This is a genomic window from Pectobacterium sp. CFBP8739, assembly GCF_013449375.1.
Lineage (GTDB): Bacteria > Pseudomonadota > Gammaproteobacteria > Enterobacterales > Enterobacteriaceae > Pectobacterium.
On record NZ_JACDRR010000016.1, the window covers coordinates 48,428 to 74,758 of the forward strand.

General features: G+C 53.6%; 18 protein-coding genes and 2 pseudogenes. 9 read left to right on the top strand and 11 right to left on the bottom strand.

What is annotated here, in order from left to right:
- Positions 1-82 precede the first annotated feature (82 nt).
- Together H0247_RS13590 and ggt are read left to right on the top strand one after the other, a co-directional pair.
- On the top strand, positions 83-994 hold the full coding sequence (locus H0247_RS13590; protein WP_180743015.1) for an EamA family transporter: 912 nt from the start codon (positions 83-85) through the stop codon (positions 992-994).
- A gap of 212 nt (positions 995-1,206) precedes the next feature.
- Positions 1,207-2,985: a gamma-glutamyltransferase gene (gene ggt, locus H0247_RS13595; protein ID WP_180743016.1), complete on the top strand. Its 1,779-nt coding sequence runs from the start codon at positions 1,207-1,209 to the stop codon at positions 2,983-2,985.
- A 64-nt stretch (positions 2,986-3,049) separates the two neighbouring features.
- On the opposite strand, the gene cdiI is transcribed toward ggt, so the two are convergent.
- From cdiI to H0247_RS13610, 3 genes and pseudogenes are all read right to left on the bottom strand, one after another.
- Positions 3,050-3,304 carry a ribonuclease toxin immunity protein CdiI gene (cdiI, locus tag H0247_RS13600; RefSeq protein WP_370463338.1) on the bottom strand — a complete coding sequence of 85 codons (255 nt, stop codon included), beginning with the start codon at positions 3,302-3,304 and terminating at the stop codon, positions 3,050-3,052.
- A gap of 94 nt (positions 3,305-3,398) precedes the next feature.
- Positions 3,399-3,644 carry a CdiA family toxin C-terminal domain-containing protein gene (locus tag H0247_RS13605; RefSeq protein ID WP_180743017.1) on the bottom strand — a complete coding sequence of 82 codons (246 nt, stop codon included), beginning with the start codon at positions 3,642-3,644 and terminating at the stop codon, positions 3,399-3,401.
- Positions 3,645-3,646: 2 nt separating this feature from the next.
- Positions 3,647-4,594 (bottom strand): annotated as a pseudogene (locus tag H0247_RS13610) (IS30 family transposase).
- A 128-nt stretch (positions 4,595-4,722) separates the two neighbouring features.
- On the opposite strand from H0247_RS13610, the pseudogene H0247_RS13615 reads away from it, so the two are divergent.
- Positions 4,723-4,980 (top strand): annotated as a pseudogene (locus H0247_RS13615) (EamA family transporter); the annotation flags it as partial.
- 45 nt (positions 4,981-5,025) lie between these two features.
- On the opposite strand, the gene bcsC reads toward H0247_RS13615, so the two are convergent.
- Genes bcsC through bcsR form a run of 6 tightly spaced genes read right to left on the bottom strand, consistent with a single transcriptional unit; the run spans position 5,026 to position 15,356 of the window.
- On the bottom strand, positions 5,026-8,505 hold the full coding sequence (gene bcsC / locus H0247_RS13620) for a cellulose synthase complex outer membrane protein BcsC (RefSeq protein WP_180743018.1): 3,480 nt from the start codon (positions 8,503-8,505) through the stop codon (positions 5,026-5,028).
- Positions 8,487-9,602, bottom strand: a complete 1,116-nt coding sequence (gene bcsZ / locus H0247_RS13625; RefSeq protein ID WP_180743019.1) for a cellulose synthase complex periplasmic endoglucanase BcsZ — start codon at positions 9,600-9,602, stop codon at positions 8,487-8,489. Before bcsZ ends, bcsC begins: the two co-directional genes overlap by 19 nt.
- A gap of 6 nt (positions 9,603-9,608) precedes the next feature.
- The gene (gene bcsB / locus H0247_RS13630; RefSeq protein WP_180743020.1) at positions 9,609-11,813 is read right to left on the bottom strand and encodes a cellulose biosynthesis cyclic di-GMP-binding regulatory protein BcsB; all 2,205 of its coding nucleotides are present in this window, start codon (positions 11,811-11,813) and stop codon (positions 9,609-9,611) included.
- Positions 11,810-14,410 carry a UDP-forming cellulose synthase catalytic subunit gene (bcsA, locus tag H0247_RS13635; RefSeq protein WP_180743021.1) on the bottom strand — a complete coding sequence of 867 codons (2,601 nt, stop codon included), beginning with the start codon at positions 14,408-14,410 and terminating at the stop codon, positions 11,810-11,812. The genes bcsB and bcsA overlap by 4 nt, the downstream gene beginning before the upstream one ends.
- Positions 14,407-15,144 carry a cellulose biosynthesis protein BcsQ gene (gene bcsQ / locus H0247_RS13640; RefSeq protein ID WP_180743022.1) on the bottom strand — a complete coding sequence of 246 codons (738 nt, stop codon included), beginning with the start codon at positions 15,142-15,144 and terminating at the stop codon, positions 14,407-14,409. The genes bcsA and bcsQ overlap by 4 nt, the downstream gene beginning before the upstream one ends.
- Positions 15,145-15,146: 2 nt before the next feature.
- Positions 15,147-15,356, bottom strand: a complete 210-nt coding sequence (gene bcsR / locus H0247_RS13645; protein ID WP_180743023.1) for a cellulose biosynthesis protein BcsR — start codon at positions 15,354-15,356, stop codon at positions 15,147-15,149.
- A gap of 336 nt (positions 15,357-15,692) precedes the next feature.
- Here bcsR and bcsE point away from each other — a divergent pair, with 336 nt between their 5' ends.
- From bcsE to H0247_RS13675, 6 genes are all read left to right on the top strand, one after another.
- On the top strand, positions 15,693-17,270 hold the full coding sequence (gene bcsE / locus H0247_RS13650; protein WP_180743024.1) for a cellulose biosynthesis protein BcsE: 1,578 nt from the start codon (positions 15,693-15,695) through the stop codon (positions 17,268-17,270).
- On the top strand, positions 17,267-17,485 hold the full coding sequence (gene bcsF / locus H0247_RS13655; RefSeq protein ID WP_180743025.1) for a cellulose biosynthesis protein BcsF: 219 nt from the start codon (positions 17,267-17,269) through the stop codon (positions 17,483-17,485). Before bcsE ends, bcsF begins: the two co-directional genes overlap by 4 nt.
- A gap of 1 nt (position 17,486) precedes the next feature.
- Positions 17,487-19,142: a cellulose biosynthesis protein BcsG gene (bcsG, locus tag H0247_RS13660; protein WP_180743026.1), complete on the top strand. Its 1,656-nt coding sequence runs from the start codon at positions 17,487-17,489 to the stop codon at positions 19,140-19,142.
- Positions 19,143-19,413: 271 nt separating this feature from the next.
- Positions 19,414-20,601, top strand: coding sequence for an adenylate/guanylate cyclase domain-containing protein (locus tag H0247_RS13665; RefSeq protein WP_219606749.1), 1,188 nt, complete (start codon positions 19,414-19,416; stop codon positions 20,599-20,601).
- Between the two features lie 319 nt (positions 20,602-20,920).
- Positions 20,921-22,213 carry a dicarboxylate/amino acid:cation symporter gene (locus H0247_RS13670; protein ID WP_040032759.1) on the top strand — a complete coding sequence of 431 codons (1,293 nt, stop codon included), beginning with the start codon at positions 20,921-20,923 and terminating at the stop codon, positions 22,211-22,213.
- 380 nt (positions 22,214-22,593) lie between these two features.
- Positions 22,594-24,111: a pitrilysin family protein gene (locus H0247_RS13675; protein WP_180743028.1), complete on the top strand. Its 1,518-nt coding sequence runs from the start codon at positions 22,594-22,596 to the stop codon at positions 24,109-24,111.
- Positions 24,112-24,194: 83 nt separating this feature from the next.
- Here the strand turns inward: H0247_RS13675 and H0247_RS13680 are convergent, their stop codons facing one another.
- Together H0247_RS13680 and yhjD are read right to left on the bottom strand one after the other, a co-directional pair.
- Positions 24,195-25,127, bottom strand: coding sequence for a sugar kinase (locus H0247_RS13680; RefSeq protein WP_040032757.1), 933 nt, complete (start codon positions 25,125-25,127; stop codon positions 24,195-24,197).
- Between the two features lie 165 nt (positions 25,128-25,292).
- Entirely contained in the window at positions 25,293-26,309 is a 1,017-nt protein-coding gene (yhjD, locus tag H0247_RS13685) for an inner membrane protein YhjD (protein WP_180743029.1), read from the bottom strand.
- Between the last annotated feature and the right edge of the window lie 22 nt (positions 26,310-26,331).

Consider the following 26,331-nt stretch of genomic DNA (forward strand, 5'->3'; position numbering starts at 1 on the left):
TAATGATCTTTTCTTATCCGTTTTTTCATTTTACGCGTACCTTGAGGAAGGTATTTGTTACGTATTTGATCAGGGGATGAGAATGTCGGTGAGAGATGCGCTGCTTGCGCTTTGTGTCGTGGTGTTATGGGGTGTAAATTTTGTGGTGATCAAGGTTGGCCTGAACGACATGCCGCCCTTTTTGCTGGCAGGGCTACGTTTTTCGCTGGTGGCGCTCCCGGCTATTTTCTTTGTTCCTTTCCCACGTATTCCTCTGAAATGGCTGCTCGCCTATGGCATGACGATCAGCTTTGGTCAGTTTGGCTTTTTGTTCCTCGCCATCAAGCTGGGCATGCCTGCCGGGATTGCCTCGCTGGTACTACAGGCTCAGGCTTTTTTTACGCTGCTGGTTGGCGCGGTCTTGCTCTCCGAAAAGCTGCGCTGGAATCACGTGGTGGGGATTCTGATAGCCGCGATGGGAATGGTGGTGCTGGCTGAAGGACGCACGGCGTTGCAAATGTCTTCCGGTATGACCACTACCACGCTGCTGCTGACGCTGGCGGCGGCGCTGTCATGGGCGGTAGGTAACATCATCAATAAAATTATCATGAGCAAAAACAGCGATGTACGCATCATGTCGTTGGTGGTGTGGGGCGCGCTGGTGCCTGTCGTGCCGTTTTTCATCAGTTCCTGGTTGTTCGAAGGCGGAGACGCGATTGTCCACAGTTTAACGACGATCCAACTGCCGACGATTTTATCTCTGGTTTATCTGGCATTTGCGGCAACCATCATCGGCTACGGGATTTGGGGCAGCCTGCTGGCACGCTATGAGACCTGGCGTGTGGCACCGTTGTCGCTGCTGGTTCCCGTCGTTGGGTTGGTGAGCGCCGCCGTTTTTCTTGGCGAATCGCTCTCGCTATTACAGATTGTGGGCGCGGTGCTGATCATGCTCGGCTTGTTAGTGAATGTGTTTGGTGCGCGGTTGCGTTTATGGCGACCTGTGCAACAGCCGTGAGCTGCGTGTCCCGTAATGGTGCGTATTTATCTTGCAATGTCGCAAAGCGACGCGGCTATTTTCGCAATTTCTCATGCCTTTCCTACGCTTTTTACGGGGGCTGACGGATGCGTTAAGCCGTGGTCATTTTCTGGCGCGGACTTTGCAAGTTGGCTTTGCACGATGGTAGACATAAAAGCAGTGAGTGAAATCAACGGGATAAAGGGGTCTTCATGAAAACAAAAAACACAACATCGGGAAAATGGCTGCTGTCACTGAGTGTGACGGCGCTGCTGGTGAGTGGGGCTGTGCAGGCGGCGTCGGCCCCCGCAGTGGAAGCGAAAAACGGTATGGTGGTCAGCTCGCAGTATCTGGCTTCGCAGATTGGTGTCGATATCATGAAGATGGGCGGCAATGCGATTGATGCCGCCGTGGCCGTGGGCTACGCGCAGGCGGTGGTGAACCCCTGCTGTGGCAATATTGGCGGCGGCGGGTTTATGACGCTGCATCTGGCCGATGGGAAAGACACCTTTATCAACTTCCGTGAAACGGCACCGGCGGCGGCCAGCGCCAACATGTATTTGAACGCGGATGGGAGCGTGAAAAAAGATGCGAGCCTGTACGGCTATCTGGCCGCTGGCGTACCGGGAACGGTGCTGGGGCTGGATACCGCGCTACAAAAATACGGCAAATTGACGCGTGAACAGGTAATGGCACCGGCGATTAAGCTGGCGCGTGAAGGCTTTGAGCTGACGCGGGCAGACACCGATATTCTGGACACGACCGTAAAACGCTTCAAAGCCGATCCTGAAGCGGCGCGCATTTTCCTGCGTCCTGACGGCAGCCCGTTGCAGCCCGGTGATAAGCTGGTACAAACCGATCTGGCGAATACGCTGGCGGCGATTGCCGCGAAAGGGCCGGATGCCTTCTATAAAGGGGAGATTCCGCAGGCGGTGGAGAAAGCGGCAAAGCAGGGCGGAGGCATTCTGACGGCGGCTGATTTTGCCGATTATCGCATTACCGAAACGGCGCCGGTAACCTGTAATTATCGCGGTTATCAATTTGTCTCTTCGCCGCCGCCCAGTTCCGGTGGCGTCACCATGTGTGAAATCCTCAATATTGTCGAAGGTTATGACATTAAATCGACAGGCTTTAACTCGGCGGCCACCGTGCATGTGCTGACGGAAGCGATGCGTCATGCTTACATGGACCGCAACACCTATCTCGGCGACCCAGCATTTGTTAGTAACCCCGTTGAGCGGTTGTTGAGTAAGGATTATGCCGCTGAAATTCGCAAACAAATCGAACCGGAGAACGCGACGCCGTCCAAAAACGTGCAGCCGGGGGTTGGTCCGCACGAGCGACCGGAAACCACGCACTACTCCATCGTGGATAATCAGGGCAATGCGGTGTCCACCACGTATACCGTCAACGGACGTTTTGGTTCGGTGGTGATTGCGCCGGGTACGGGCTTCTTCCTCAATAACGAAATGGATGACTTCACGGTGAAAGTGGGCGAGAAAAACCTGTATGGTTTGGTGCAAGGGGAGCGTAATTCGATCGCCCCCGGTAAGCGCCCACTTTCGTCCATGAGCCCGTCATTGGTGACGAAAGACGGCAAGGTCTTCATGGTGCTCGGTTCACCCGGCGGTTCGCGCATTATCACCATCACGCTGCAAACGGCGCTGAATATCATCGACCACGGCATGGCACCGCAGGAAGCGGTAGACGCGCCGCGCATCCACCATCAGTGGCTGCCGGACGAGGTGTATTACGAACAGCGCGGGCTGTCTGCCGATACGCTGAACCTGCTGAAGCAGCGCGGCTACAAGATGGTGGAACAAACGCCTTGGGGCGCAGCGGAGCTGATTTTGGTCGGCTTACCGGGTGCGGCGGGTGTGACGCCTGCGGATTCGGGCAACGACTCGGCAGTCTCCGGCAAAGTACGGGAAGGCTACCTGTACGGCGCAAACGACATCCGCCGCCCGGCTGGGGCAGCGATAGGGTATTGATTTTACTTTCCTATAAGTTAGCGGCCCAGCAGTCTGAGCCGCCTTCTATGAAGGCGGAATTCTGTTAGTTGGATATTTTATCCAGCAAAAATTTAACCTTATCAGCATCTTCTGGATGAATTTTTACATATCTCTCACAAGCTAATCGAATGTATTTTAAAGCAGTCTTCTCTGGAACAATGACTTCACCTTCCCATACGCCAAATATTATTCCTTCAAAATGGAAATCAGTATCTAATTCCTGTAAGTCTGGAAAGTGGCAATATGTTTCGTTGATTACAAAACCATGTTTTTTTATAATACTATCTATGCCATAGATGAATTTATTCTGAAGGTTTAATGAATTAAAAAATCCATTATAATCAACTCGTTGTCATTGTTATAATTTGTTTTTTCAAAAATATATTCGTTAGTCATTTTGTCACCGGAAAGAAATTAGTTACAGACCCAGTTTGTTGATCCAGATAAACCTGAAGTTTTACACCGCCAGCATTCTCCGTATACTCTCTTCTTCCTAAGGCAATAGCGTTTTTATAGCCTAAAGCTGCTGCTTGTTGTCCTAGTTTTAATATTCTTTTATCACTAAATATTTGGGGGTCATAAACTGTTTTTTCAAAAACTTCTGTTTTATAACCGGCGAATTCAACTCCGAAGTGCAACGCTAAGCCGCCTTTCTTAGTTCTGCAAACACCACTGACGGTTGTCTGAACCCCAGACATTTTCTCGGCCTGCTATTTAGGGCATTTTGATACCCCAGTAACGCCTCTTCTGACACCGTCCTCAAGTCTGTTCCTTTCGGGATAAACTGCCTTAAAAGACCATTCGTATTCTCGTTCAAGCCACGTTCATACGGGGCATACGGGTGAGCAAAGTAGGTTTCCGCTCCCAACGCCTCTGCGATGGCCTTGTGTTCACTGAACTCCCTGCCGTTGTCGAACGTGATGGTGTGGCACACGTCCTTATAGCCGCTCAGCATCGAGATTATCGCTTCCCTGACTTCGCCTGCATCTTTCGAAAATGCCTTCTTCGTCAGATAAATTCGGCTCTTGCGTTCGGCCAGCGTTACGATAGCTCCCGTTCCCTGAGCACCCAGCACCAAATCCGCTTCCCAGTCTCCCAGACGACTACGCTCATCCACTATGGCAGGTCTCTGCTCGATGGAGACCGCATCCGGTATCGCGCTGCGTTTCGTCCCGTAGCCCTTACGGTAACGCCGTTTACCCTGCCTCAGATGCGTGTACAGCTAGCCGCCACGGGCTTTATCCGCCTGAACATGCTGGTAAATCCACTCGTGGCTGACGGGGTGGCCAATACGCTTACAGACGGCACTTATCTGCTCGGGACTCCACTTCCAGCCCAGCCCCGTTTCCACATAAAACACGGTATCCGGACAGATAAACCGCTTTGTCGCCCCCTGCCGCCGCTGCTCACTCAACCGCTGGGCTTCTGCTGCTGAATACCCCTCTGCTGTCCCGTTCCGCCTGACCTCACGGGATACGGTGGATTTGCTGACGCCAATACGTCTGCCTATCTCTGTGAGGCTATAATTATCAGTATAAAGCAGGGCAATCTGGTATCGTATGCCCTCGGTTAACTGCCGATATTTCATGGTTACCCGCTCGTCTTTGGTTGGAAGAACGGGATAACTTATCGGCAGTTAATCTCCATTTATCACTCCCAGCCCATCAAAACCGAGTGTTGCACTTATTATCTGAATTCGCGGAGGATTCTTTCTTTATTACCACACCCTCATTCTATCCGTTGCTCGGTGTCGCCTATCTTGTGGTGTTCCCATCCTGGCTGGCTTATGTTTTTTGGAATAAAGGTGTGTCACTTATTGGTACGACGCGCAGTGAAATTTATACCCACATCATTCCGCTTTCCGGCGGTTTGCTGAGCATCGTACTGCTAGGAGAAAAGCTACATACCTACCACATCATTTCTCTCTTGTTGATTGTGGTGGGGATCATGTGCTGTTCTGGAAAGAAGAAATAGATTTCTCCCGTTCCCTCCATGGCGAGGGAACGAAGTAACACGCGATTACTTAAAATCCGCGTAGGGCGTGAGCGGCTGTGACGGGCTGTCGAGATCGCCTTGCCAGCCGGAGGCGGAGTAGCGTAGGTAGAGGAGGCCGTGGCTTGGGGTGTAGTCCTTCGCCTGCTGAATGTCGATACCGACACCCAGCGTCCAGTGTGAGCTCAGGCGGCGTTCGACGATGGCGCGCGCCGTATAGCCGAAGCCGGAACTGCTACTGCCCTGTTCGATGGCGTCTCGGTCGGTGATCGCAGCGTTGCCCAGCAGGCCGGTTAACGGGTAGCGACGCTGATCTTTGGTAGAAGAACGTGACCACGACAGCGATCCACCGAGTTCCCACGACCAATTTTCCGTCCGCTGCCGGTAGTTCATCGGCACGCCTAGGGAGGCGTATTGCTGCGGGCTGTAGTAGCCGCCCTGACCGAGCGAGTAACCGCTTAAATCCTTCTGATAGCGCCACCACATGCTGTTCAGGCCGACCGTGACGCGTCGATTATCTTCGTTAATCAGCTTGTAGTAATAACCTACCATGGCGCGGGCGCGGTCATTATCGGCCACGTTTTTCCCCGTGATCTGGTGGACGCTGAAATCACTCCAGACGCCATGCGCGTCGCCCCGATCGTAGCTCAGACCGAGGCTGACGCCCGTGGCGCGCACGCCACCCCAGGTAACGCCAGTGCTAGGGTCTTTGGTGCCGCCGAACGCCAGCAACGAGCTGGAGATGGGGCGGCGCGAGGCCGTCGCAGTCCAGCCGATTTGCCGCCAGTCACCGCTGTAGCTTGCGCCCCCGACGATATCGACCACGTCGAAGCCGAGCGGCGTGGTGCCGATATCCGCTGACCAGCGATCGTTCTTCCAGCCTGCGGCGACGCTGGTGCCGGTGGCTTTCTGCGATTTACCGTCGAAGCAGTCCAGTGTGGCGCAGGTGCCGAAGGTTTCCCGGTAGGCACCGTTGCTGTCCGCTGAGAAAGAGCCGGCGTTCATCTGTACGGTATCGGTGCGGAAGAAGGCGCGGCCATCGTACAGCGGCATATCCACTTGCAGCATGGTGTTGTGAATGCTCAGGTCGGAAATTCCGCCTGTACCGCTCGAACTCCCGTAATCGTGGTCAAGCGTGACGGTCACATCCTGTTTGCGATACAAGTCTGCGGCATCGGCGCGGATGCTGCGTTTCAGCCAGTCGTCCCCTGCCTGATTGCGCGTCAGCCGGGTATAGTCATCGTCGCTTTGCGGCAGAGCGGGTGTGATGCCGCTGGCGACCATCGCCTGTTTATAGTCCTGCTGTGCCTGCTCTGGTTGAGACTGCTGTTGTTCAACGCGTGCCGCATCGCGATAGACCAACGCTTTGCCCTGACCGATGGGTTCTTTCTGCGCGTCGATTTTTAGCTGACGGAAAAGCGACATCGATTTTTGCGGATTTCCTACCGCTTGCCAGGCGTTGGCGACGCGCCGCTGCGCGTTGAGGGTATCAGCCACCTGCGTTGGAAGCTGATTCAGGCGCTGGCGTGCGTCATCTTGCTGGCCTTGCGCGATAAACGCATCGATTTCACCCAGTTGCGCATCGGGGTTCTGCGGCTCTCGCGTGCGGATGCGCTGATAATCGGCCAGCGCCGTCGCATATTCACCCCGAGCCAGCGCCCAGTCTGCCAGCAACAGATCGATGCGGGTGTCAGCCGGTTGCTGGCGGAGGAAAGCGATAGCGGCGGATTCGTCACCCGCGTCGCGTATCGCTTCCGCTTTTGCAAGCCGAGTCTGCATCGTCAGACGCTGATATAAGTCGCGCATATCGTCGCTCCACTGCGCTGCAGGAAGCGTGTTTAGGTGAGCGAGTGCTTGCTCATCGCGGTTGGTAGACGACAAATAGAGTGAATAAACGTAGTGCTTCTCCGCACTCGTGGGGGGAATGACGGTTGCACGCTGTACCACGCTGTCCGCCTGTTGCGTTTTCCCTAGCTGGCGCAGCACCTGACTGTAGCGATAAGCCAGCCACACATCGTTCGGATCCTGCTGGTTTGCCTGACGATATTTCTCCTCTGCCTGCGTCCACAACTGCTGTTCGGCCAGTTTGTCCGCTTGCTGTTTCAGGATAGCGAGTTGCAGTGCGGCAAGCGTTTCCCGCATCGTGTTTTGCTGGCTGCGCGACAGGCCGCTGAGGTAAGTGAGTGCTTTCTCCGGTGACTGGCGTTGATAAATACCGACCAAACCGCGCAAGGCGCTGTTGTTGCTGGGTTCAAGGCGTAACGCCTGCTGATAGAGCGGCAGGGCGGCGGCCTCGTTCTGGCTGGCAATGGCGACGTCACCCAGACCGATCAGCGCATAAGGGTTGGTGTTATCCATCTGGCGTGCCTGCTGATATTTTTGGCGCGCCAGCGGTAAGTTATTGGCTTTTAGCGCATTATCACCTTCCGCAATGGTAGCCCAATATTGGGTGCTTTGAATCAGTCCTTCCCATTTTCTGCTGTTCAGACGTTTAACATCCGCTTGTAATGCCTTCTGAAATTGTGCCAGCGCTTTTGCCCGATCGCCCATGCGTAGGTAAACCAAACCCACTGCGCCGATTAACTCAGGATCGTTTGGTGTGGCGGCCAACGCTTGATTGAGCTCTTCAAGCGTGGCGCGGTTACCGCCGCCGTTTTCAATCTGCGCCAAAGCATGGAGACGAGCCTGATACGTGGGGGCGGCCAGCATGCTCTGCTGGCGGTCGAGTTCTTTGCGCGCGGTGTCTGCTTGTTCACCGCCATTAAATATCGTCAGGAAATGGGTTAACTCCGCCACGCTCTGTGGCGTGACCGGCATCCGGCCAATGATCTCCAGCCAGAGCGAGGCGGCCTGACTGCGCCCGATGGGGTCGTGAGAAAGCTGCTCCAGCAAGGGATAGGCCTGCTCGTTGCGATCCTGACTGAAAAGCAGGCGTGACAACACCATACGCAACGGAACGTTGTCGGGGTAAAGCTGATCCAGCGCTTCCAACTGCTTAATCGCGAACGGTTCCTGATTCGGTAAACGAGAAACCAGCCGCCAATACTCCGCGGCAAGATCGAGTGTGGGCGGCTCACCGTGAAAGAGCGCGTCGTATTGCGCTTTGGCTTGCGCATAACGCCCGCCTGCTGATAGCACTCGGGCCTGCTGTAGTTGCTGACGTGCATTTTCTTGCGTCAGCGCCAACATCATTTCTGCTTGTCGGTAAATCGCAGAATCGGGTGCGATGGTTTTTAGCTTTTCCAACTGCTGGCGTGCCTGTGCCTGATTGCCTTGGCGCAGCACCAGCCGCAGTTTGGCGGCGATAACGTCGGGACTTTCTGGGTTGATCAGCTCCAGCCGGTAAAGTGACTGACGCACGAGATCATCTTTGTTGCTGGCTTCCCCCAGACGCACCTGTTCCATCAGAAATTGCTCTGGCGATCTGGTTTCTGCGTGGGTTACTAAGGGCGACGCAACCAGCAAGAGTGGGAGGAGGCGCAGCCAGTTTACGGTGTGGTTGTGCATTGGCTGCCCCGAGACGGTAAAAGTTGGCCTTGTGACGTGAAGCGATAGCGCTTCTGATCCCATCCCTGACCAAACAATGTCAGAGAGGCGGAGAAATACGCATCGTCCCCCGGTGGATGGTCGGCGAGCCGCTGTCGCTGGGCAGCTAGCGCGTCCGGTTGACGAGAGAGCATCGGCAGCAGCGAGGCGGAAAAGCCTACCGATCCCTGTCCGGTGACGGCGCCTGTCGCAGTATCCGCTTTTTCGGGTGGCAGACCTTGCTGAATCGTCTGTTGAATCATCGGCTCAAACTGTTTGAGCAAATCGGTTTTCCCTCTACTGCTGTCGGCCATCATTCCTGCCCACAAATAGACGCGAATGGCGTCATAGCTGCCGAGGTTGGGTTTAGTGGTATCGGGCTGCCAGCCTTTGCCTTTTTGCCAGATGACCCAATCCGGCGAGAATCCTTTCGGCGCGGTTTCTAACAGTAGACGTTGCGCTGTACGTTGCATGGACTGCCATGGCTCACCCAGCGGTGCAAAGCGAGCCAACAGTTGCGGCGGAAGATAGCTGGGGTTTAAGCGCCAGTATTCTTGCTTGACGAAGCCCACTTTGCCAGGCAGCAGCATCACGCCCAACTCTGGAATCGTTACGACCTCTTCTCGGGCGATACGGGCGAGCAGCGCAGTACCAACGGTCTGATAGCGTGGCTCTTTCCACAGTCGACTGGCTTCAAGCAGGTTATAGGCAATCCACAGGTCGGCATCGGAAGCCGAGTTCGGATCCAGCACTGTCCACTGTTTATCCGTGTTTTCTCCCCACAGCCAAGCAGGGAGATTAGCGCGTAAATCGCCTGAGGCGAGGTTGTTTTCCGTCCATTGCAGCAACCGATCAAACATCACGCGATCGTTGGCGACCAGCGCAAAGAACAGCGCATAGCTTTGCCCTTCCGACGTAGTGATTTTATTCGGTGTTGAGGGATCAATCACCCGTCCTTCCGCGCTGATGTAATGCTGCTGGTACTGCTCCCAGGCAGGCCAGTCGCAGGCGGCAGCGGTGGCCAAGGATGCCCATAGCCACAGCAGTGTGGGGATAAGACAGCGCAGTCTGTGTGACATGGCGCATTAGTCCCTTTCATCCGGTGACAGGCGACGGCGACTGAAGCGTTTCAGGCTACGCCACAGTAGCCAAGCAACCATAACGATGGTAAAGGTCGAGATGATGGCCAGCCAGACGGGATGTTGCGCCAACACGTGCCAGATGCGCTCCCACCACGGCAGGTGGCCAACGTAGTAAACATCGCCGACCCGGAGATTATTGATGCCTGATTCGCGGATGACGGAAACGGAGCCAAACAGCGAGGCTCTTTTTTCGCTGTCGATCAACGCATCATTGAGTAGCGTATAGCCCTGTGGGCTGTCGGCCAGCAGCGCGACAACGCTACGTTGGTCGTGATACGGAGACTGGAAGCCGATAATCGCCGACATCGCTCCTTCACCGCTGACGCTGGTTTTGCTGTCTGGCTTCGCATCAGCGGCAGGTGACCCCGTATCCATAACCGTGGTCTGGCGTGTCGGTTGCTTGATCCAGCTTTGTGTTTGTTCGACCAGCAGGTTGATTTTGCTGTCATCATGCAGCGCTGGCGGAATAGCACCGATCATCAAAATATCGCTATCTTGCTTGTCTATTTGTGTCCAGTCATCGCTGAGCTGTACGGCTAACGCCGGATAGCCGGTTTGCGCCCCAATATTTCCGATGGCGTTTAGCATGGCGCTGACCTGCGCGGGCTGTGGCTGCTTGTTTACCAGCACCCATGTTTGTGACAGATCAGCCAATCGGCTGAACGGATAGCCGGCATTGGCAAAGGCTCGCAGATCTGGCATGGCCATGAAATGGCGATAGCCAGAGAAATTAATCGTCGAGTCACTGTCGATAACGGCATGGTTCACGACCGGCGTATAGCTTTCGCAGCGATCGGCGCTGCCGCTGGAGGGCCGCATCGTATAGTTGAAATCAAAACGTAATTGGTTGGTTGCACCAAGTTTCAATGCCGGAATGGATAAGCTCTTCTCAGAATCCCACAATCCTTGTGTGAGCGGCAGGCGCATCAACAAGGCATTTTGGTCGTGTTCTGGTGCCAGTGAGAAGGCTTGCACGAACTGGTTATTCAGGTTGATGCTCAGACGTGATCCATCCTGAACTTGCGGCGCGGTGTAACGGTATTTCAGCCGTATATCGATGCCCTGACTGCGAATCAGGAACAGGTCGGGCGGTAGATTCATGGTGAAGGAAATTGGCCGGGGTTCGATACCATCGGTTTGCAGTTGTTCGTTATATTGCTGAAACTCGGCGAACGCCATTGGGCGGTCGGTTCGGACCCAGTTGGGGGCATCATACGGTTGGCGTGGAGCAAGCTGTTCCACCTTATCGATGGTAACGCGTTGCCCGCGGAACAGCGTGTTTCCTTGTGCAATCCCTTGTACTGCGGTGAGCAGCTCATTGTCATCCCGCCCCTGAACTAACAGTAGCTTAATGTGCGGATCGTTGGGGTGGCTGATGATAGACACCGTTGGCCCGCTCACAGCAGGGGTATCGCGCAGGAAGTCTGGCCGCTTCTCGTTGGTGGCAAACACAATGCCGTGGCTCTCCGGCAACTGGTTGAAAAGAACAGGGAAGGATTGTCCGCGCCATTGGGCTTTGCTGCCGAACCAGGAGGCGAGTATGGCGGCGGCACGCTGCTGTACCACATCCGGCTGGCCAGCAAAGACCATGGGCAGCGTGAGCGAGCGGGTATCGCGGCTGTCAAAAAACGGCGCTGGGAACGGTGACAGATCGTTTTTCAATGTCAGCTTCTGGAATTGCAGGTTGAGCGTGCTGGCTTGACTGACATCCAGCCATAGGCTGCTACTGGCTGGGTTTTCGCAGATGTTTTGATAATGGCCGACGAATACCAACTGTAGGCGGTTAAAGTCCGTGATATAGCGCGGATCGATAGGAATATGGACGCGGTTGGATTTCCCCATCTGTTCTTTGCCAAGTGGCGTAACGCCCATTAGCTCATTGTTCAGGTAAACCTTGATATGCGACTCGGTGGGGATCAGCGCCGGTGATGGCGTAAACTCAAGATCGAGTGACGCCTGTGTGACCACCTCGTCGCTACGAACGCCGAACTCAATCTGCCCGTCGGGATTGATGCCGCGTAATGCAAAGGTGCCTGGGGCAGGTGCAATTTGCGCAAACGGCATCACCACGTTGCGCACGGTGTCGGCCTGAGATAATGCGCTAACGCCTAACACCAAAGCGGTGAACCAGATTATTTTTTTCGTCATCGTGTCATCATCAATGTTAAGGGCTTTCCTACATAGCGCGGGATGAATGATACGACCCAGGCCACAGTGTTGAGGAAGGCCAGAATGATCTTGCGTATGACGGGGGGAGCGTAATCCGCCAAACGCAGGTAGCCGCGAAAACCGAGGGAGAGTACATCAACCAGACTGTCGACCGGTTTATCCTGCGAAAAACTGTCTTGCCAGAGTGCCCAAGTATCGGCGCGAGCAAAAGTACATTGAATAAAATCAATATGTTGATGAATAGTCAGGTTATTCATACGCAGGCCAATCTTGTTATCGAACACGCGGGTGGTGCTGAACGGGAAAGCGTATTCCTGCTGGCCGCGTTTTAGCAACAGTGAAACGTTGTCCCCGACTTGAAGAATACCTGATTCACGGGCTTCAATGCCGACGCCGCCATCGGAATAGTCGCGCAGAACGCAGGGGAAAAGATGGCCATCGGCGCGTATCAGAGCGACGGGCATCGACATCTCTACCCGATGCGCTTGGCGAACCTGTTTGGCCTCTACTGCAACTGCAACGGCGCCCCCTAAAATGGTCATGTTATAGGCGACCCAAAGCAGACTGATGAGTGTGGTCATGATCTCTTCCTGCGGCCCACTCATCAGACGCCAGATGCCGTACACCACACCCGCGATATTCAGCAGCACCAGTACCAGATAAGGCCGCGTGATTACCCAATCGACGTGCTGTTCTTCAACCAGCCCGCCTTTGGCCGTCACGTTGAATTTCCCTTTATGTGGGTTAAACAGCGCGACGGTAGTCGGGCGGGCGATGTACCACGCCAGCACGGTTTCATAGACCTCACTCCAGAATGAGTGGCGGTAGCGCCCCTGTACGCGTGAGTTGGTCAGGCTGGCGTGCGCCATGTGCGGGAGTACGTAGAGCGCGATCGCCAGCGCGGGGGCGAAAATGATATAGGCGTGCAGCAGCAGAAACGCCAGTGGTGCTGTCAGGAAAATCAGCCGAGGAATACCGGACAAAAAATGCATCATGGCGTTGACATAGCACAGCCGTTGCCCCAGCTTCAGCCCGTTGCCAAGCAGGGGATTGTCCAACCGGAAGATTTGTACCATGCCGCGCGCCCAGCGGATACGCTGCCCAATGTGGGCCGAGAGGCTTTCGGTCGCCAGTCCGGCGGCCTGCGGAATACGAATATACGCCGAACTGTATCCACGGCGATGCAGGCGCAGTGAGGTGTGTGCGTCCTCCGTGACCGTTTCGACCGCGATTCCACCAATTTCATCCAGCGGCTTACGCCGTAGGATGGCGCAGGAACCGCAGAAGAACGTGGCATCCCACATATCATTACCATCCTGAACCAGACCGTAGAACAGCGTGCCTTCATTAGGCGTGCGGCGGAAGCGGCCCAAGTTGCGCTCAAACGGGTCAGGAGAGAAGAAATGGTGCGGGGTTTGCAGCATCGCCAGCTTTTTGTCTTTGAAAAACCAGCCCATGGTTAATTGCAGAAAGGAGCGGGTCGGAACGTGGTCACAGTCGAAAATGGCGACGAATTCGCCTGTTGCCTGCTTCAGCGCGTTGTTGATATTCCCGGCTTTGGCATGTTCGTGCGTGACGCGGGCGATGTAATGGACGCCGACTTCTTCTGCGAAGGCTTTAAATTCGGCGCGGCCGCCGTCATCCAGAATATAGATAGCGAGCTTATCCTTCGGCCAGTCGATACCCAGTGCGGCATACACCGTCGGTTTCACCACGCTCAGTGGTTCGTTGTAGGTCGGGATCATCAGATCGACGGTCGGCCATGCTTCGCTGTCGTCTGGCAAGGAAACGGGGTGGCGGTTCAGTGGCCAGATTGTCTGGAAATAACCCAGCACCAACACGACCCAAGCATAGGTTTCCGCTGCCAACAGTAACATGCCGCAGACCAAGCTGAGCGGGTCGTCCCAGTTCAGTGTTTCGGTGTAGCGCCACCATAAGTAACGGCAGGAGACAGTGAAAGAAAGGGCAATCATCATGAGCGTCGGCATACGTCCCGGCATGTTACGCACGAGCATGGCGATGCCCCACAGCAGCGTCATGAAGATAAACTGTGATAGCAAATCAAATGGCTGCGTGATGCATAGTAGCGCCAACGCCGCGCACAGCAGGCTCAGTATCACTGTCACCAGCGTTTGTATGTCGCTGGTTTTGGCAGAACCTGACTTCCCGTCTTCGTGCTCGTCAGTATGGGTGTCGTTAATGCGCTCAAACAGCTCGTACAGCGCGTTCATGTAACGCTGCTGCCAGCGCGATAACGCAGGGAAGAACGTGCGGCGCGGTGTCGGCAACGCGCCGTTCTTAATGGTCAGCAGCCAAAGACCCTGCGTCAGGTAGCGAAGTATATCGCCCGGACGTGGGCGTTGAGGTGAAATATGTGGGAACCAGTCGGTTCGTTGTGTGCGAATCTGTTGCCAGCCCTCGGACTCCAACCGCAGGACGATCCAGCCGAGTATCGCAAACAACGTGGCGAGAAAGGCGGAAAAGGCCGAAGCGCCCTGCTGACGATAGCCGTAGTAGCGCTGTTGTATCGCTTGTTTGGCGGGAGGGACGAGAAAGAGGCGCAGAATCCCGCTCATACGCCGCTTTCCTTAACGTGAATCAGGCACCAATTTGCCAACGTCATGATTTCTTCTGCTGCTACGCTGCCCGAGCGACATTCACCCAAAGGTTGCTTCAGCATGAGTGATTCGGCCAACGCTTCGTCACGGTGTATCACCAGGGGCAACAGGTGTGACAGAGTGTGGAGCCAGAGCTGGTGTAAATCCTGTTGGGACGTGCTAAGAGGAGAAAATTGGTTCACCAAGAAATGACACTGACGCGACAATATCTGCTGGTGTATGCGTGAATGGCAATTGGCATCCGCTACCAGTACCTGAAAAACGGTATTCGCGGTGGCTAATGCTTGTCGCGTGAGCGGGCTGTTGTCCGCTGGCACATCAAGCAGTATCCAGCGGTGGCGGCCTGATGCGCTAATCTGTGCCAGATTTTTTTGCCAAGTAGCGGGGTGCTGGTGGTAATGCTGTTGGAGTGTGGCGACGTCTTGTGCGTTTAAACGACCAAACGGCAGAAAATCTAACCTGGGCAGATACTGCATCGCTCCCGTGTGCCATGGCATGCCGTCGGCTTCCGCCCGTGCCCAGCCTCGACGTTGTTCAAACGGCATAGCGAAGTGAATACGCAGCAAGTTGTCCGGTGAGAAATCAATCACCAGCGCGGATTCGCCCAACTGTTGTAAGGCCCACCCCAGTGCGGCGGCTATCGAGGTTGTGCCCACGCCGCCGCGGATTCCCTGCAAGGCAATCACGGGCATCGTTAGTCATTCCCTGTCGGTTCTTTTAATTCATCCAGCAGTGGCCAGCGAGCCATCATTTGACTCAGACGCGCCTGACGGGCGATATCGATATAGTTAATATCAGGTAACGAAAAGACCTGACTGAGAACCCGTAGATCGTCATCGGCTTTGGCATTGTCGGTTAAATTGGTGCGTGCGTTGGTATTTATACGAGTCGGTTCGTTATTCATTCCATGCCTCTGAAATAAGCTGTCCATTCCCTTTAAGACGACAAAGGGAAACATCCGAATGGCAGATGTGGTAGTTCGCTTACCGCCCTACAACAGACAGTCTGGCTGGTGAATGTTGATGCCTCTGCTGTCTTTTATCATGTAGTCAGGTCTACCGATTAACTATAGCAGTGAACTCTTGATTACAATATGAATAGAAAAATAGTGACAGCTTACTTATCAATGGATAGGGATAATTCATCGCGTACAGTGGTGATCCCGCAAGGGGCTGCTAGAGTTTATTTTGACTGTATATTTAAGGTGGAATGCCGCCACTAACGGAAAAGAAATCAGTCTATGAAACAGAACTTTTCATTAGGTATTCGTGACCTTTGGGATGAACTGGTTACGCTCCAACTGGCTGGCTTTTATTGGGTGAATATCGATCGACAGGTTGATGCCGCATTATTTTGCCAGCCAATTATACATGGTCAGAATAACGACGCGAAAGTGACGTTAATAGGCTGTGGAGAGCGGTCTGATGCGTTGTTTACGAATGAGATAAATATTACCGAAACAAAACAATTATCTTGCTATATATTGCCTGAAAATAAAGCTGCATTATTGAATTTAACCGATGATTTAATGCGCGTATTACGCCCCAAACAGCGTCTTCTAGTGCTCTATGCACCGGCTAGCCTGTGGCGGGATGTGTCGCTGGAAAGGCTGCAACGTTGGGTGGATGACACGGCGGCATGGCTACATCAGCGCCAGTGTACGTTGGTGGTGATCGGCCATAGCAGCGGCGTCACCCGCCTGAGGAATATGCTGATTTCTCAACATCGTGGGCTCTATGGTTTAGCCAGCCTGCAATGGCAACAAGATCGTGCTCAATATGTGGTGTCATGGTGGGCAACGGAAAGGGGAATGCGGGCGAACAAAGTACAGATGCTGCAATCGGGCGATGACGGATGGCACATGTTGAAGGATGCGGAGCCTGTTCTCACACCGTCTCTGGATGACGATGGATTGTTCCTGATGGAAAAGAGTGTGATGGAAGGGGCTCCTGCGCTGTCAGAACATTGGCAACTGTTCGATGATAACGCCATCTTGGTGCAAACTGGCATGTTGACGAATTCAGCCACCCTCGTTTTTGCGCTCAGCCAAACCAGTCAGGTGGATACGCTCGTCAAACAGGTTCATAGCCTGCGACGGCAACGCGGTGAATGGCTGAAAATTGTGGTGCGCGAAATGAAGCCTTGCTTGCGTGCCAGTGATGAGCGCCTGCTGTTGGCATGTGGCGCCAATAGTATTGTTTCCCATTCCGAGACACTATCCCGTTTTCTGTCGCGGATCGAAAACGTACAAGGACAGCGCTTTACCCAACATGTTCCTGTCGATGTCGACGTCTTACTGACCAGCATGCGGCCGCTACAGGTTAAAGGCTATCAGCCTCCCGATGTCTTTCGACACTCTGTGCGGATGTTGGTTGAGAACACGTTTATGCCGGAAGGCAGTAAAGGTGTATTGGTCGCATTGCGCCCCGTGCCGGGCGTTCGGGCAGCGCAAGCGTTGACACTGTGCACGCTGCGGCGCTTTGGCGATGTCATCACGATCGCGCAGGGTCGCCTATTTCTATTCCTGTCCAATTGCCGTCTCAATGAGCTGGACACTGTGCTTAAATCCATTTTTCGTCTACCAGTCGATGAGGCGTTCAGCAATCGGATTGTCTGGTCACAAGACCTACAAATTTTGGCAGAAGTTAACGCGCTAACGCAGGACGACACGCTGGGTCAGGAACAGCACGTTAACGATTATGTTCAACTTCAGCAGGCTGAATCTAGACCACACAGCCAAACACCACGGCGTGAACCGATTGCGATTGATCTACTGAAGTCTGATCTACCACCCCACGCATCAGGAATATCGCCATGAACCTGATGGATATGACTCAACTGGTGTTATTGAGCGCGGTCGTCTTCTTTACGCTTGGCTATTTAGCGCACCGAGTGATCCCTCACTGGCTTCAGCATTGGAAAAACAGATTACTGCCGCCGCGCTACCTCAAGCCTGTGAGCGTCTGGATGCGTAGCGCTTCTTCAAAAAAGACAGTCTCCACCACGCAGACTTCAGCAGAGACGAAAAAATAGGATGGATGAAAAAAACCGCACTCAGCAAAATCACACACAACAACAGCAGGATATATGGCGTTACTGGCGTGGACTTGGCGCCTGGAATTTGTATTTTTTGCTGAAATTTGCCCTGTTATGGTTTGGCTACCTGAATTTTCACCCGCTGCTTAATCTGGTCTTTTTAACGTTTCTGCTATTCCCTATCCCCAGTGTCACGCTGCACCGCTGGCGGCATATACTTGCTGTCCCGTTCGGTATCGCACTGCTTTACCACGATACGTGGCTGCCGAGCATCAACAGCATTCTCAGCCAAGGGACACAGGTAACGAGCTTTAGCGCGGCCTACTTGCTGGAGCTGTCAAATCGCTTTATTAACTGGCAAATGATCGGTGCGGCGGTGGTCATTAGCGTGGCTTACCTGTTTTTCGCGCAGTGGATTCGTATTACGGTGTTTACCGCGGCGGCGCTGGCGTGGTTAAACATCGTCAATCTGGCGGGGCCTGCTGTGTCGCTGATGCCCGTGGCATCGACGACATCCGTTTCCTCGGCGTCTCCAGTGGGAGGAGACGCCGCGTTGCCCGAAGCGACATTACCGCCAACGAACGCCAACCTAACGGCTCATTTGAACCAGTTTTATGCGCGAGAAAAAGCGCGAACCACGGTATTCCCGGCCGCGTTGCCGCAGGATGCACAGCCTTTTGATCTCCTGATTATCAATATTTGTTCGCTGTCGTGGTCGGATCTAGAAGTCGCTCAGTTAGAAAACCATCCGTTGTGGAAGAAATTCGACATCCTATTCAATCAGTTTAATTCAGCCACGACTTATAGTGGGCCTGCGTCAATTCGTTTGCTGCGCGCAAGCTGTGGTCAACAGTCCCACACTGATTTGTATCAGCCGGTGAACCAGCAGTGCTACCTGTTCAGCAATTTGGTCAAGCTGGGTTTTGAAGAACAACTGATGCTTGATCACTCCGGCGTCTTTGGCGATTACTTGCGTGAGGTGCGTGAAGAGGGCGATATTCATATACCAATACTGTCGCAGGAGGGGATCAGCCATCAGATTACCTCGTTCGACGGTGGGCCGATTTATAACGACCTAGAGCTGCTAAATCGCTGGTTGAGTGAGCGGAATAAAGCGACGACGACGCGTAACGCAACTTTTTTTAACCTGATTCCGTTGCATGATGGCAACCGCTTTGTCGGTACCAACCCGCCGGCGGACTATGCGCCACGCGCTAAGAGGTTGTTTGACCAATTAGATGCATTTTTTGATGCGCTGCAAAAATCCGGTCGCAAGGTGATGGTGATTGTGGTGCCGGAACACGGCGCCGCGCTGGCGGGGGATAAAATGCAAATGCCTGGGCTGCGGGATATTCCCAGCCCGAGCATCACGCATATTCCCGTTGGGGTGAAACTGTTTGGCCAACAGACGCCGCATCAGGGCAATGCGCTGGAGATTGCGTCGCCGAGTAGCTATCAGGCTATTTCGGAACTGGTGGCGCGCATGGTGGACGGAAAAGTGTTCACTGCGCCGTCTGTTGACTGGCAAGCGCTGACGAGCGCACTGCCGCAAACGGAAGCGGTCTCGGAAAATGAGAGCGCTATCGTGATGCAATATCAGGGAAAACCCTACATTCGTCTGAACGGCGGAGACTGGGTGCCGTACCCGCAATAACCTCATCTTGTGACGCGATCGGGCAGGTGAAACGCTTGCCTGATTTTTCTTCCGGCTGTGCTCGCCACCTTCTGTTTGTTACCGAATAGCGATACTGGCTTATGCAGGGGATATACCCTATCCTGAGGCCGCGTTACCGCGTTTGCCGTGGGGAGCCTAGGATTAAGATGAAATCCCCCAAATATCCGCAGAAAACAGCGTTAAGGCGGCGATGAGCTGCCTTATACTACGCATCTATTCAGGTCTGCATAAAGGTTGACGGAGAAAGCGCTTGCGGCTCAGACGTTCATTAACGATTAAACAGATGACAGCCGTGTCTGCCGTGGCACTGGTGACGATCAGCCTGTTTATCGTCATACAGCTCTTTCACTTCGTTCATCAGCGCCGTGAAGACTATGCCAGACAGTTGGAGAGCATCGCCTATTCCGTGCGTCAACCGCTGACGGATGCGGTGCTGCAAGGTGAAGTACAGCGGGCGGGCAATATTCTGGACAGTCTATTACCCGTTGCTTTTCTGAGTCGGGCAGATGTGCTGCTGCCGGATGATTTTCAGACGCTGCACGCAAATTTCCCGAAAGAACGTCCGGTGCCAGACTGGATCGCGCGGGTATTCAGGCTGCCGATCCGTATTTCTATTCCGCTCTATTCCCCACCGCAGACGCAGTATTCGGCGCCGCTGGCACATCTGGTCTTACAGGCGGATTCCTACCGGATGTATCAGTTTATCGTCAGCACCTTTTCAACCATGCTGGCGACGTATCTGTTGCTGGCGTTGATTATGTCGATTGCCATTACCTGGTGCATGAACCGCCTGCTGATACACCCGCTGCGTGGGATTATTATCGAGTTACAGAATATCCCACCGGACGCCATGCTCCACCGTCCGCTAACGTTACCGCCCTGGCATCAGGATGATGAGCTGGGTGCGCTGGTGCGCAGCTACAACCGTAATCAACAACTGCTGGAGCAGTCTCTCGCTGCCGGAACGGAAGGGGGGGCGTTGCCGGATAAAGCGCATTTTATGCGACGCTTAGAACAGCGTCTGGCCGATGCTACCCCGTTCAGTCTGCTGGTTTTTGGGCTTGATGCCTCAGCCGCGAAGCAGGACGATATGACCACACTGGCTGCGCAGCTTAGCGCGGTGATTGAAGAACAACACGAGGAGGCGGGGGCCACCTATCTGGCACGTCTCGATTGTGATGAATTCGCCTTCATCGGGAAAACGCTGGAATCTGCTGGGCAAGCACAGGATTGGGCACAACATGTCATGCTGGCGATTAACTTGCCTTTTTTACCTGTGGGCACCCAGCCTGAGCGGGCTGTCAGCGTGGGTATCCTCACTATTACCGATCCTCGACCAGAGGCGGCAGCGCTACTGTTGTCACAGGCGCGTTTTGCCATGCAACTGGCGCGACGCGATAAGAAACGCGGCATTCATTGCCTCAACGCGTCTTCCTGAATATTCACAGGTAACGTAAATGTTACTTTTTGTCGGTGGCTTTCCTGAAACGCGTCTTCCCCGTACGACGGGGGATTGAGCGGTTTTTAAGAGGATTGTTCTGCTGGAAAAATGTGCATCTGTTACAAATAAATTGCATTGATGTTTCTTTATAATACTTGCTGACGTGATTCAGCTCTTGTTTTTAACCTGTTGTTCACAAACTAAACTTATAAAACATTCTCAGCTTGTTATTGCAATGTTACTTTCCGGCGCAATCACAGGCGGCATTTTCGTACCCTATTCCCCTCCTGTGTTTTCCCCACCATAGGACGTATGTATGAAAACATCAATTTTTAAAAGTCTTTATTTTCAAGTTCTTGCCGCCATTACGATAGGGATACTGTTGGGGCATTTCTATCCCCAGCTTGGCGAGCAAATGAAGCCTCTGGGCGATGGGTTTGTTAAATTAATTAAAATGATTATTGCGCCGGTTATCTTCTGTACGGTCGTTACCGGTATCGCAGGAATGGAAAGCATGAAGTCGGTCGGTCGTACTGGTGCGGTCGCCCTGCTGTATTTTGAAATCGTGAGTACGATTGCGCTGATTATTGGCCTGGTCGTAGTTAACATCGTGCAACCTGGCGCGGGCATGAACATCGATCCAAGTACGCTTGATGCGTCTGCGGTGGCGGTTTATACCCAACAGGCTTCGCAACAGGGTCTGATTCCGTTCCTGATGGACGTGATCCCGGCGAGTGTGGTCGGCGCGTTTGCCAGCGGTAATATCTTGCAGGTTCTGCTGTTTGCTGTGATGTTCGGCTTTGCGCTGCACCGCTTAGGGGCAAAAGGCAAAGTGATTTTTGACGTGATCGACAGCTTCTCCAAGGTCATTTTCGGCGTCATTAACATGATCATGAAACTGGCTCCGCTGGGTGCGTTCGGTGCAATGGCCTTCACTATCGGTAAATATGGTGTCGGTACGCTGGTGCAACTGGGACAGCTGATCGCTTGCTTCTACATCACCTGTGTTCTGTTCATCTTCTTGGTGCTGGGCAGTATTGCCAAAGCGACGGGCTTCAGTATCTTCAAATTCATTCGCTACATCCGTGAAGAACTGCTGATCGTTCTGGGTACGTCCTCTTCTGAATCCGTGCTGCCACGTATGCTGGAGAAGATGGAGAAGGTCGGTTGTAAAAAATCTGTCGTCGGTCTGGTGATTCCTACTGGCTACTCGTTCAACCTTGACGGTACCTCTATCTATTTGACGATGGCGGCGGTGTTTATCGCTCAAGCGACCAACAGCCACATGGATATCTGGCATCAGATTACCCTGCTGGTGGTACTGCTGCTGTCCTCTAAAGGTGCAGCGGGCGTGACGGGAAGTGGATTCATCGTGCTGGCGGCAACGCTGTCTGCGGTGGGTCACCTGCCTGTTGCCGGTCTGGCGCTGATTCTGGGTATTGACCGTTTCATGTCAGAAGCCCGTGCGCTGACCAACCTGATTGGTAACGGCGTTGCGACTATCGTGGTAGCGAAATATTGCCGCGAGCTGGATGAGAAAAAACTGGATGCTGAGCTATCCGGTACCAATAAAAACGATAATGCGGCCACGCCAACAGCGCAGTCGTAATTCCAGCATACTGTTATCATTCCGGCTGAGTTTTATCATTCCGGTATAGTTTGCTCAATCAGTTCCCTGCGGTGTTAACGCACCGTGGGGAATTTTTTGCCTGTCAACGAGCCAAAGCAAATCGCCTCTCCCTCCTTTTCTTACCCGCCATGAAACGTAAAAATATTGTTAAATATGACTATTTTTGTCTTTTTTGCAGATTATTTCGCCTCTTGGAGTGACATAGACAAAAGCGTGCTGTCTAAGGGAATGGTACACTTCGCGTCTTCAATTTTTTCCGTGATATATCCACGAGAGTGTGCGGTGGCAGACGCAAGGCCACTATAATGATCAACAATAACCACATTTATTATGTTGGATAGCAATCAGTAGGGGTTCACATGCAGGGCACCAAAAAGGTACTTTTCGTTGGTGGTTTGTTGCTGGCCGTGGTCAGCAGCAGCGTGCAGGCTGAAGCACTACAGCCCGATCCTGCCTGGCAGCAGGGTAAGCTTGATAATGGTTTTACTTGGCAGTTATTAACCACGCCACAGCGCCCTGGTGATCGGGTTGAGCTGCGTCTGGTGGTGAACGCAGGGTCACTGCTGGAAAACGCCCAGCAGGTAGGTTTTGCCCATTTCCTTCCTCGTCTGGCCTTAGCGCCCAGCGATAAATTGTCCGCCGCTCAGCGACCTTCCGTATGGATGCGCGATGCTAACGGTTCCCGCGTCCTGCCTCCGGCCATTATCTCGTACGATTTCACGTCGTATAATCTGAGCTTGCCAAACAACCGCCCCGAGCTGCTGAAAGAAGCGCTGACGTGGCTGGCGGAAAGTGCAGGGCAGATGACGTTCGATGAAAAAAGCCTACAGGCTGCGTTGAAGGTGCCTGATCAGGTGGCAACTTTTCCGATTAACCCACAGGAGCCGAGCTGGCGCTATCGCTTGAAAGGCTCGCCCTTGCTGGCGCACGATCCTGCTCAGGACATCAAACCGCCGTTGAATGGCGAGCAGCTCCAACAATTTTATAAAACCTGGTATACGCCAGATGCGATGACGCTCTACATCGTTGGTCATGTGGATAACCGCAGTGTGATCGAACAGATCGGGAAAGTCTTCTCTCCGCTGGAAGGGAAACGTGAAGCGCCAGCGCCCTTACCGACGTTAAGCCCGCTGCCGACGCAGGCGATCAGCCTGATGAACAACAACGTCCAGCAGGATACGGTGTCGCTGATGTGGGATGCCCCGTGGCACCCGATTCGTGAATCGCAGGCGCTGGTTCGCTACTGGCTGGGCGATATGACGCGGGAAGCGATGTTCTGGCACTTGCAGCAGGTGCTGGAGAAGAGCCCGCTGAAGGGCAACAATCTCCGCTTCGATTGCAATGTGTTTTATACCCGTTCTCAGTGCGCGATTCATATGGATGTCCCGAATAGCGAGGGCGTTGAGCCGAGTGTGACGTTTATGGCGCGTGAGCTGGCGACGCTGCGTGAAAAAGGGCTGACACAGCAAGAGTTTGATGCGCTAATCGCGCGCAAGACAGATGAACTGAATAAGCTGTTTGCCACTTATGCGCGTACCAGCACGGACATCCTGATGGATCAGCGCCTGCGCTCCCAGCAGAATGGCGTCGTGGATATTTCTCCCGAGCAGTATCAGAAACTGCGCCAGACCTATCTGTCCGCGTTGACGCTCGATATGCTGAATCAGGAATTGCACCAGCAACTGGTGCAGGATACGACATTGATGCTTGTCCAACAGCCCGGTGAACCGGAAGCAAATATGAAGGCGTTGCAGGACGTCTATGACCAGATTATGACGCCAGCCACAGAACCTGCTGCCAGCACCGCAGCGGCTGCGCCGGAAAGGAGCATCCCTGAAGGAACGAAACCGCAGGAAACGGCACCCGCCGCACAGTAATTCGTTAATCAGTAATTCATTCATCAGTAAATAGAAAAGGCCGCGATTGCGGCCTTTTACTTAATTATTACGCGACAGCCTGTTTACGCCGGCATTGCCTCTAGCGGGATAATTGCCCCACGGTATTGAATGACCGTGCTGGCTGTCAGGTGACCGCGCTGTGCGGCTTCCTGCGTGCTGCCGCCGTTCAGACGTACTGCTAGGTAACCTGCGCTGAAAGAGTCGCCCGCGGCGGTGGTATCGACCACGCTCTCTTTTGGCAATTTGATCGCCGGGACATCAACCAGATCGTGTCCACGTTCTGACACGATGCAGGAATCGGCACCGCGTTTGATGACCACTTCGTCAACGCCCAAACCGTGCGTCCGATCCAGCACCGCTTCCAGCGGCTTCGTGCCCCACAGCATGTCTTCGTCATCCAGTGTCAGGAAAGCGATATCGGTACAGGACAGGATGTCGGTATAAGCCTGTTGCGTTTCTTCCTTGCTCTGCCACAGACGTGGACGATAGTTGTTATCAAAAATCACTTTACCGCCGTTGGCGCGGCAGGCACGCAGCAGGGCGAGGAGACGTTGACGGCTTTCGGCGTTCAAAATCGCCAGACTGATACCGCTCAGGTAGAGATAGTCAAATTGTGCCAGCGATTGACCGATTTTTTCTGCTTCCGGGCTGTCCAGCCAGTAGCGAGCCGCGGCATCATTACGCCAATAGTAGAATGTACGCTCGCCGCTATCGTCGGTTTCAATGAAATATAAACCGGGCAGCTTGTTGTCCAGTCGCTGAATCAGGTCGGTTTTCACCCCTTCTTTTTGCCAGGCAGCCACCATCTCGGTACTGAAGCTATCCGTGCCGAGCGCGGTCACGTAATGCACGCCCAGTTTATCGGCATTGACCTGACGGGCAATGTAAACGGCAGTGTTCAGTGTATCGCCGCCAAATCCACGGTTAAGATCCGTGCCTTTCTGCGACAGTTCGATCATGCATTCGCCGATTACGGCAATGTTAGTAGTTGTCATCACTTTTGACCTTTGAAAAGGGTACCCTGCACCTGATGTTGATTGGGTATAAAACGCGGAAATTAACATCAGTCTCAACATTACGTGAGACTGAGTCAATAGCCTTGAAACGATGTTTTATTTTTTCATGACGCAGATCGGAAAACCAGTGCTTTCCTGCTGCTTTTAGCGAGGTGAAGGCGGTTCTTTTTCCTGCTCATTCTTGTCTGTCGAGGTGTCACCTTTATAGTTCGCGGTGGCTATCCAGGCGGCGCAGAATAGCGTCAGGCGCGCGAAGAAATAGAAGAATGCCATCAAACCAATGACCGAACCGAACGCCGCGCCGGAAGGTGAACTGGCCAGTTTAGGTAATGCTACCGTCATCGCGAACTTGATGACTTCAAAGCCTACGGCAGCAATCAGCGTGCCGCGGAAGAGCGCTTTGCGTTTAGGCTTATGGCGTGGCAAAACGAAGAATATCCAAAGAAATAACAAGTAGTTGGCGAAGATGGAGATCGACAGGGCAATCAGCGTCATTGCTGGGCGCAACCACTCAATGCCATCTAGCCCCAGCGCGGTTACAATTCTATTTTGCGCGGTGCCGGCTACCGAGGTCAGGAAAAGCGTAATAATCAGCGCAATAACCAGACCGATCAGCGACAGGAAATCCCGCGTATACTGAAAATAAATCTTCTCTTCATCTTTCGGATTCCGTTCCCACACATCGCGCGATTGGGCGCGAATCGCTTCACGCAGGTTTCCCATCCAACTGATGCCGGAATAGAGTGCGATCAGCAAACCGGTAATCCCCACGGTAGTACGCTGCTGCACGGCGGTATTGACGGTATTTTTGAGCGTATTCGCAAGACTGGGATCGCTAATACTATTAACAATGCGATTAATTAGCTCCGTCAGTAGATCGGGATTAGAGGCCAACACAAAACCCACGGCAGCAAAAGACACCATGAGAATCGGGATCAGCGACAGAAAGGAAAAGTAGGTAATCGCTGCGCCAAACTGGTTGCCCATGCGATCGTTGAAGCGTTCGCCCGCGCGAATCAGGTGCGCTACGCTGGGAATAGCCTGAATACGCGCGCCCAGACGCTTACTCTTGCCCAGAAACGAGAGAGGTTGCTGTGGCGATGTGTCCCTTTCAGGGGGTGACGATGTTGACTGGCGATCCGGATCTACCGGTACAGGCATTGCGTTTCTCCTGTGTTCGGGA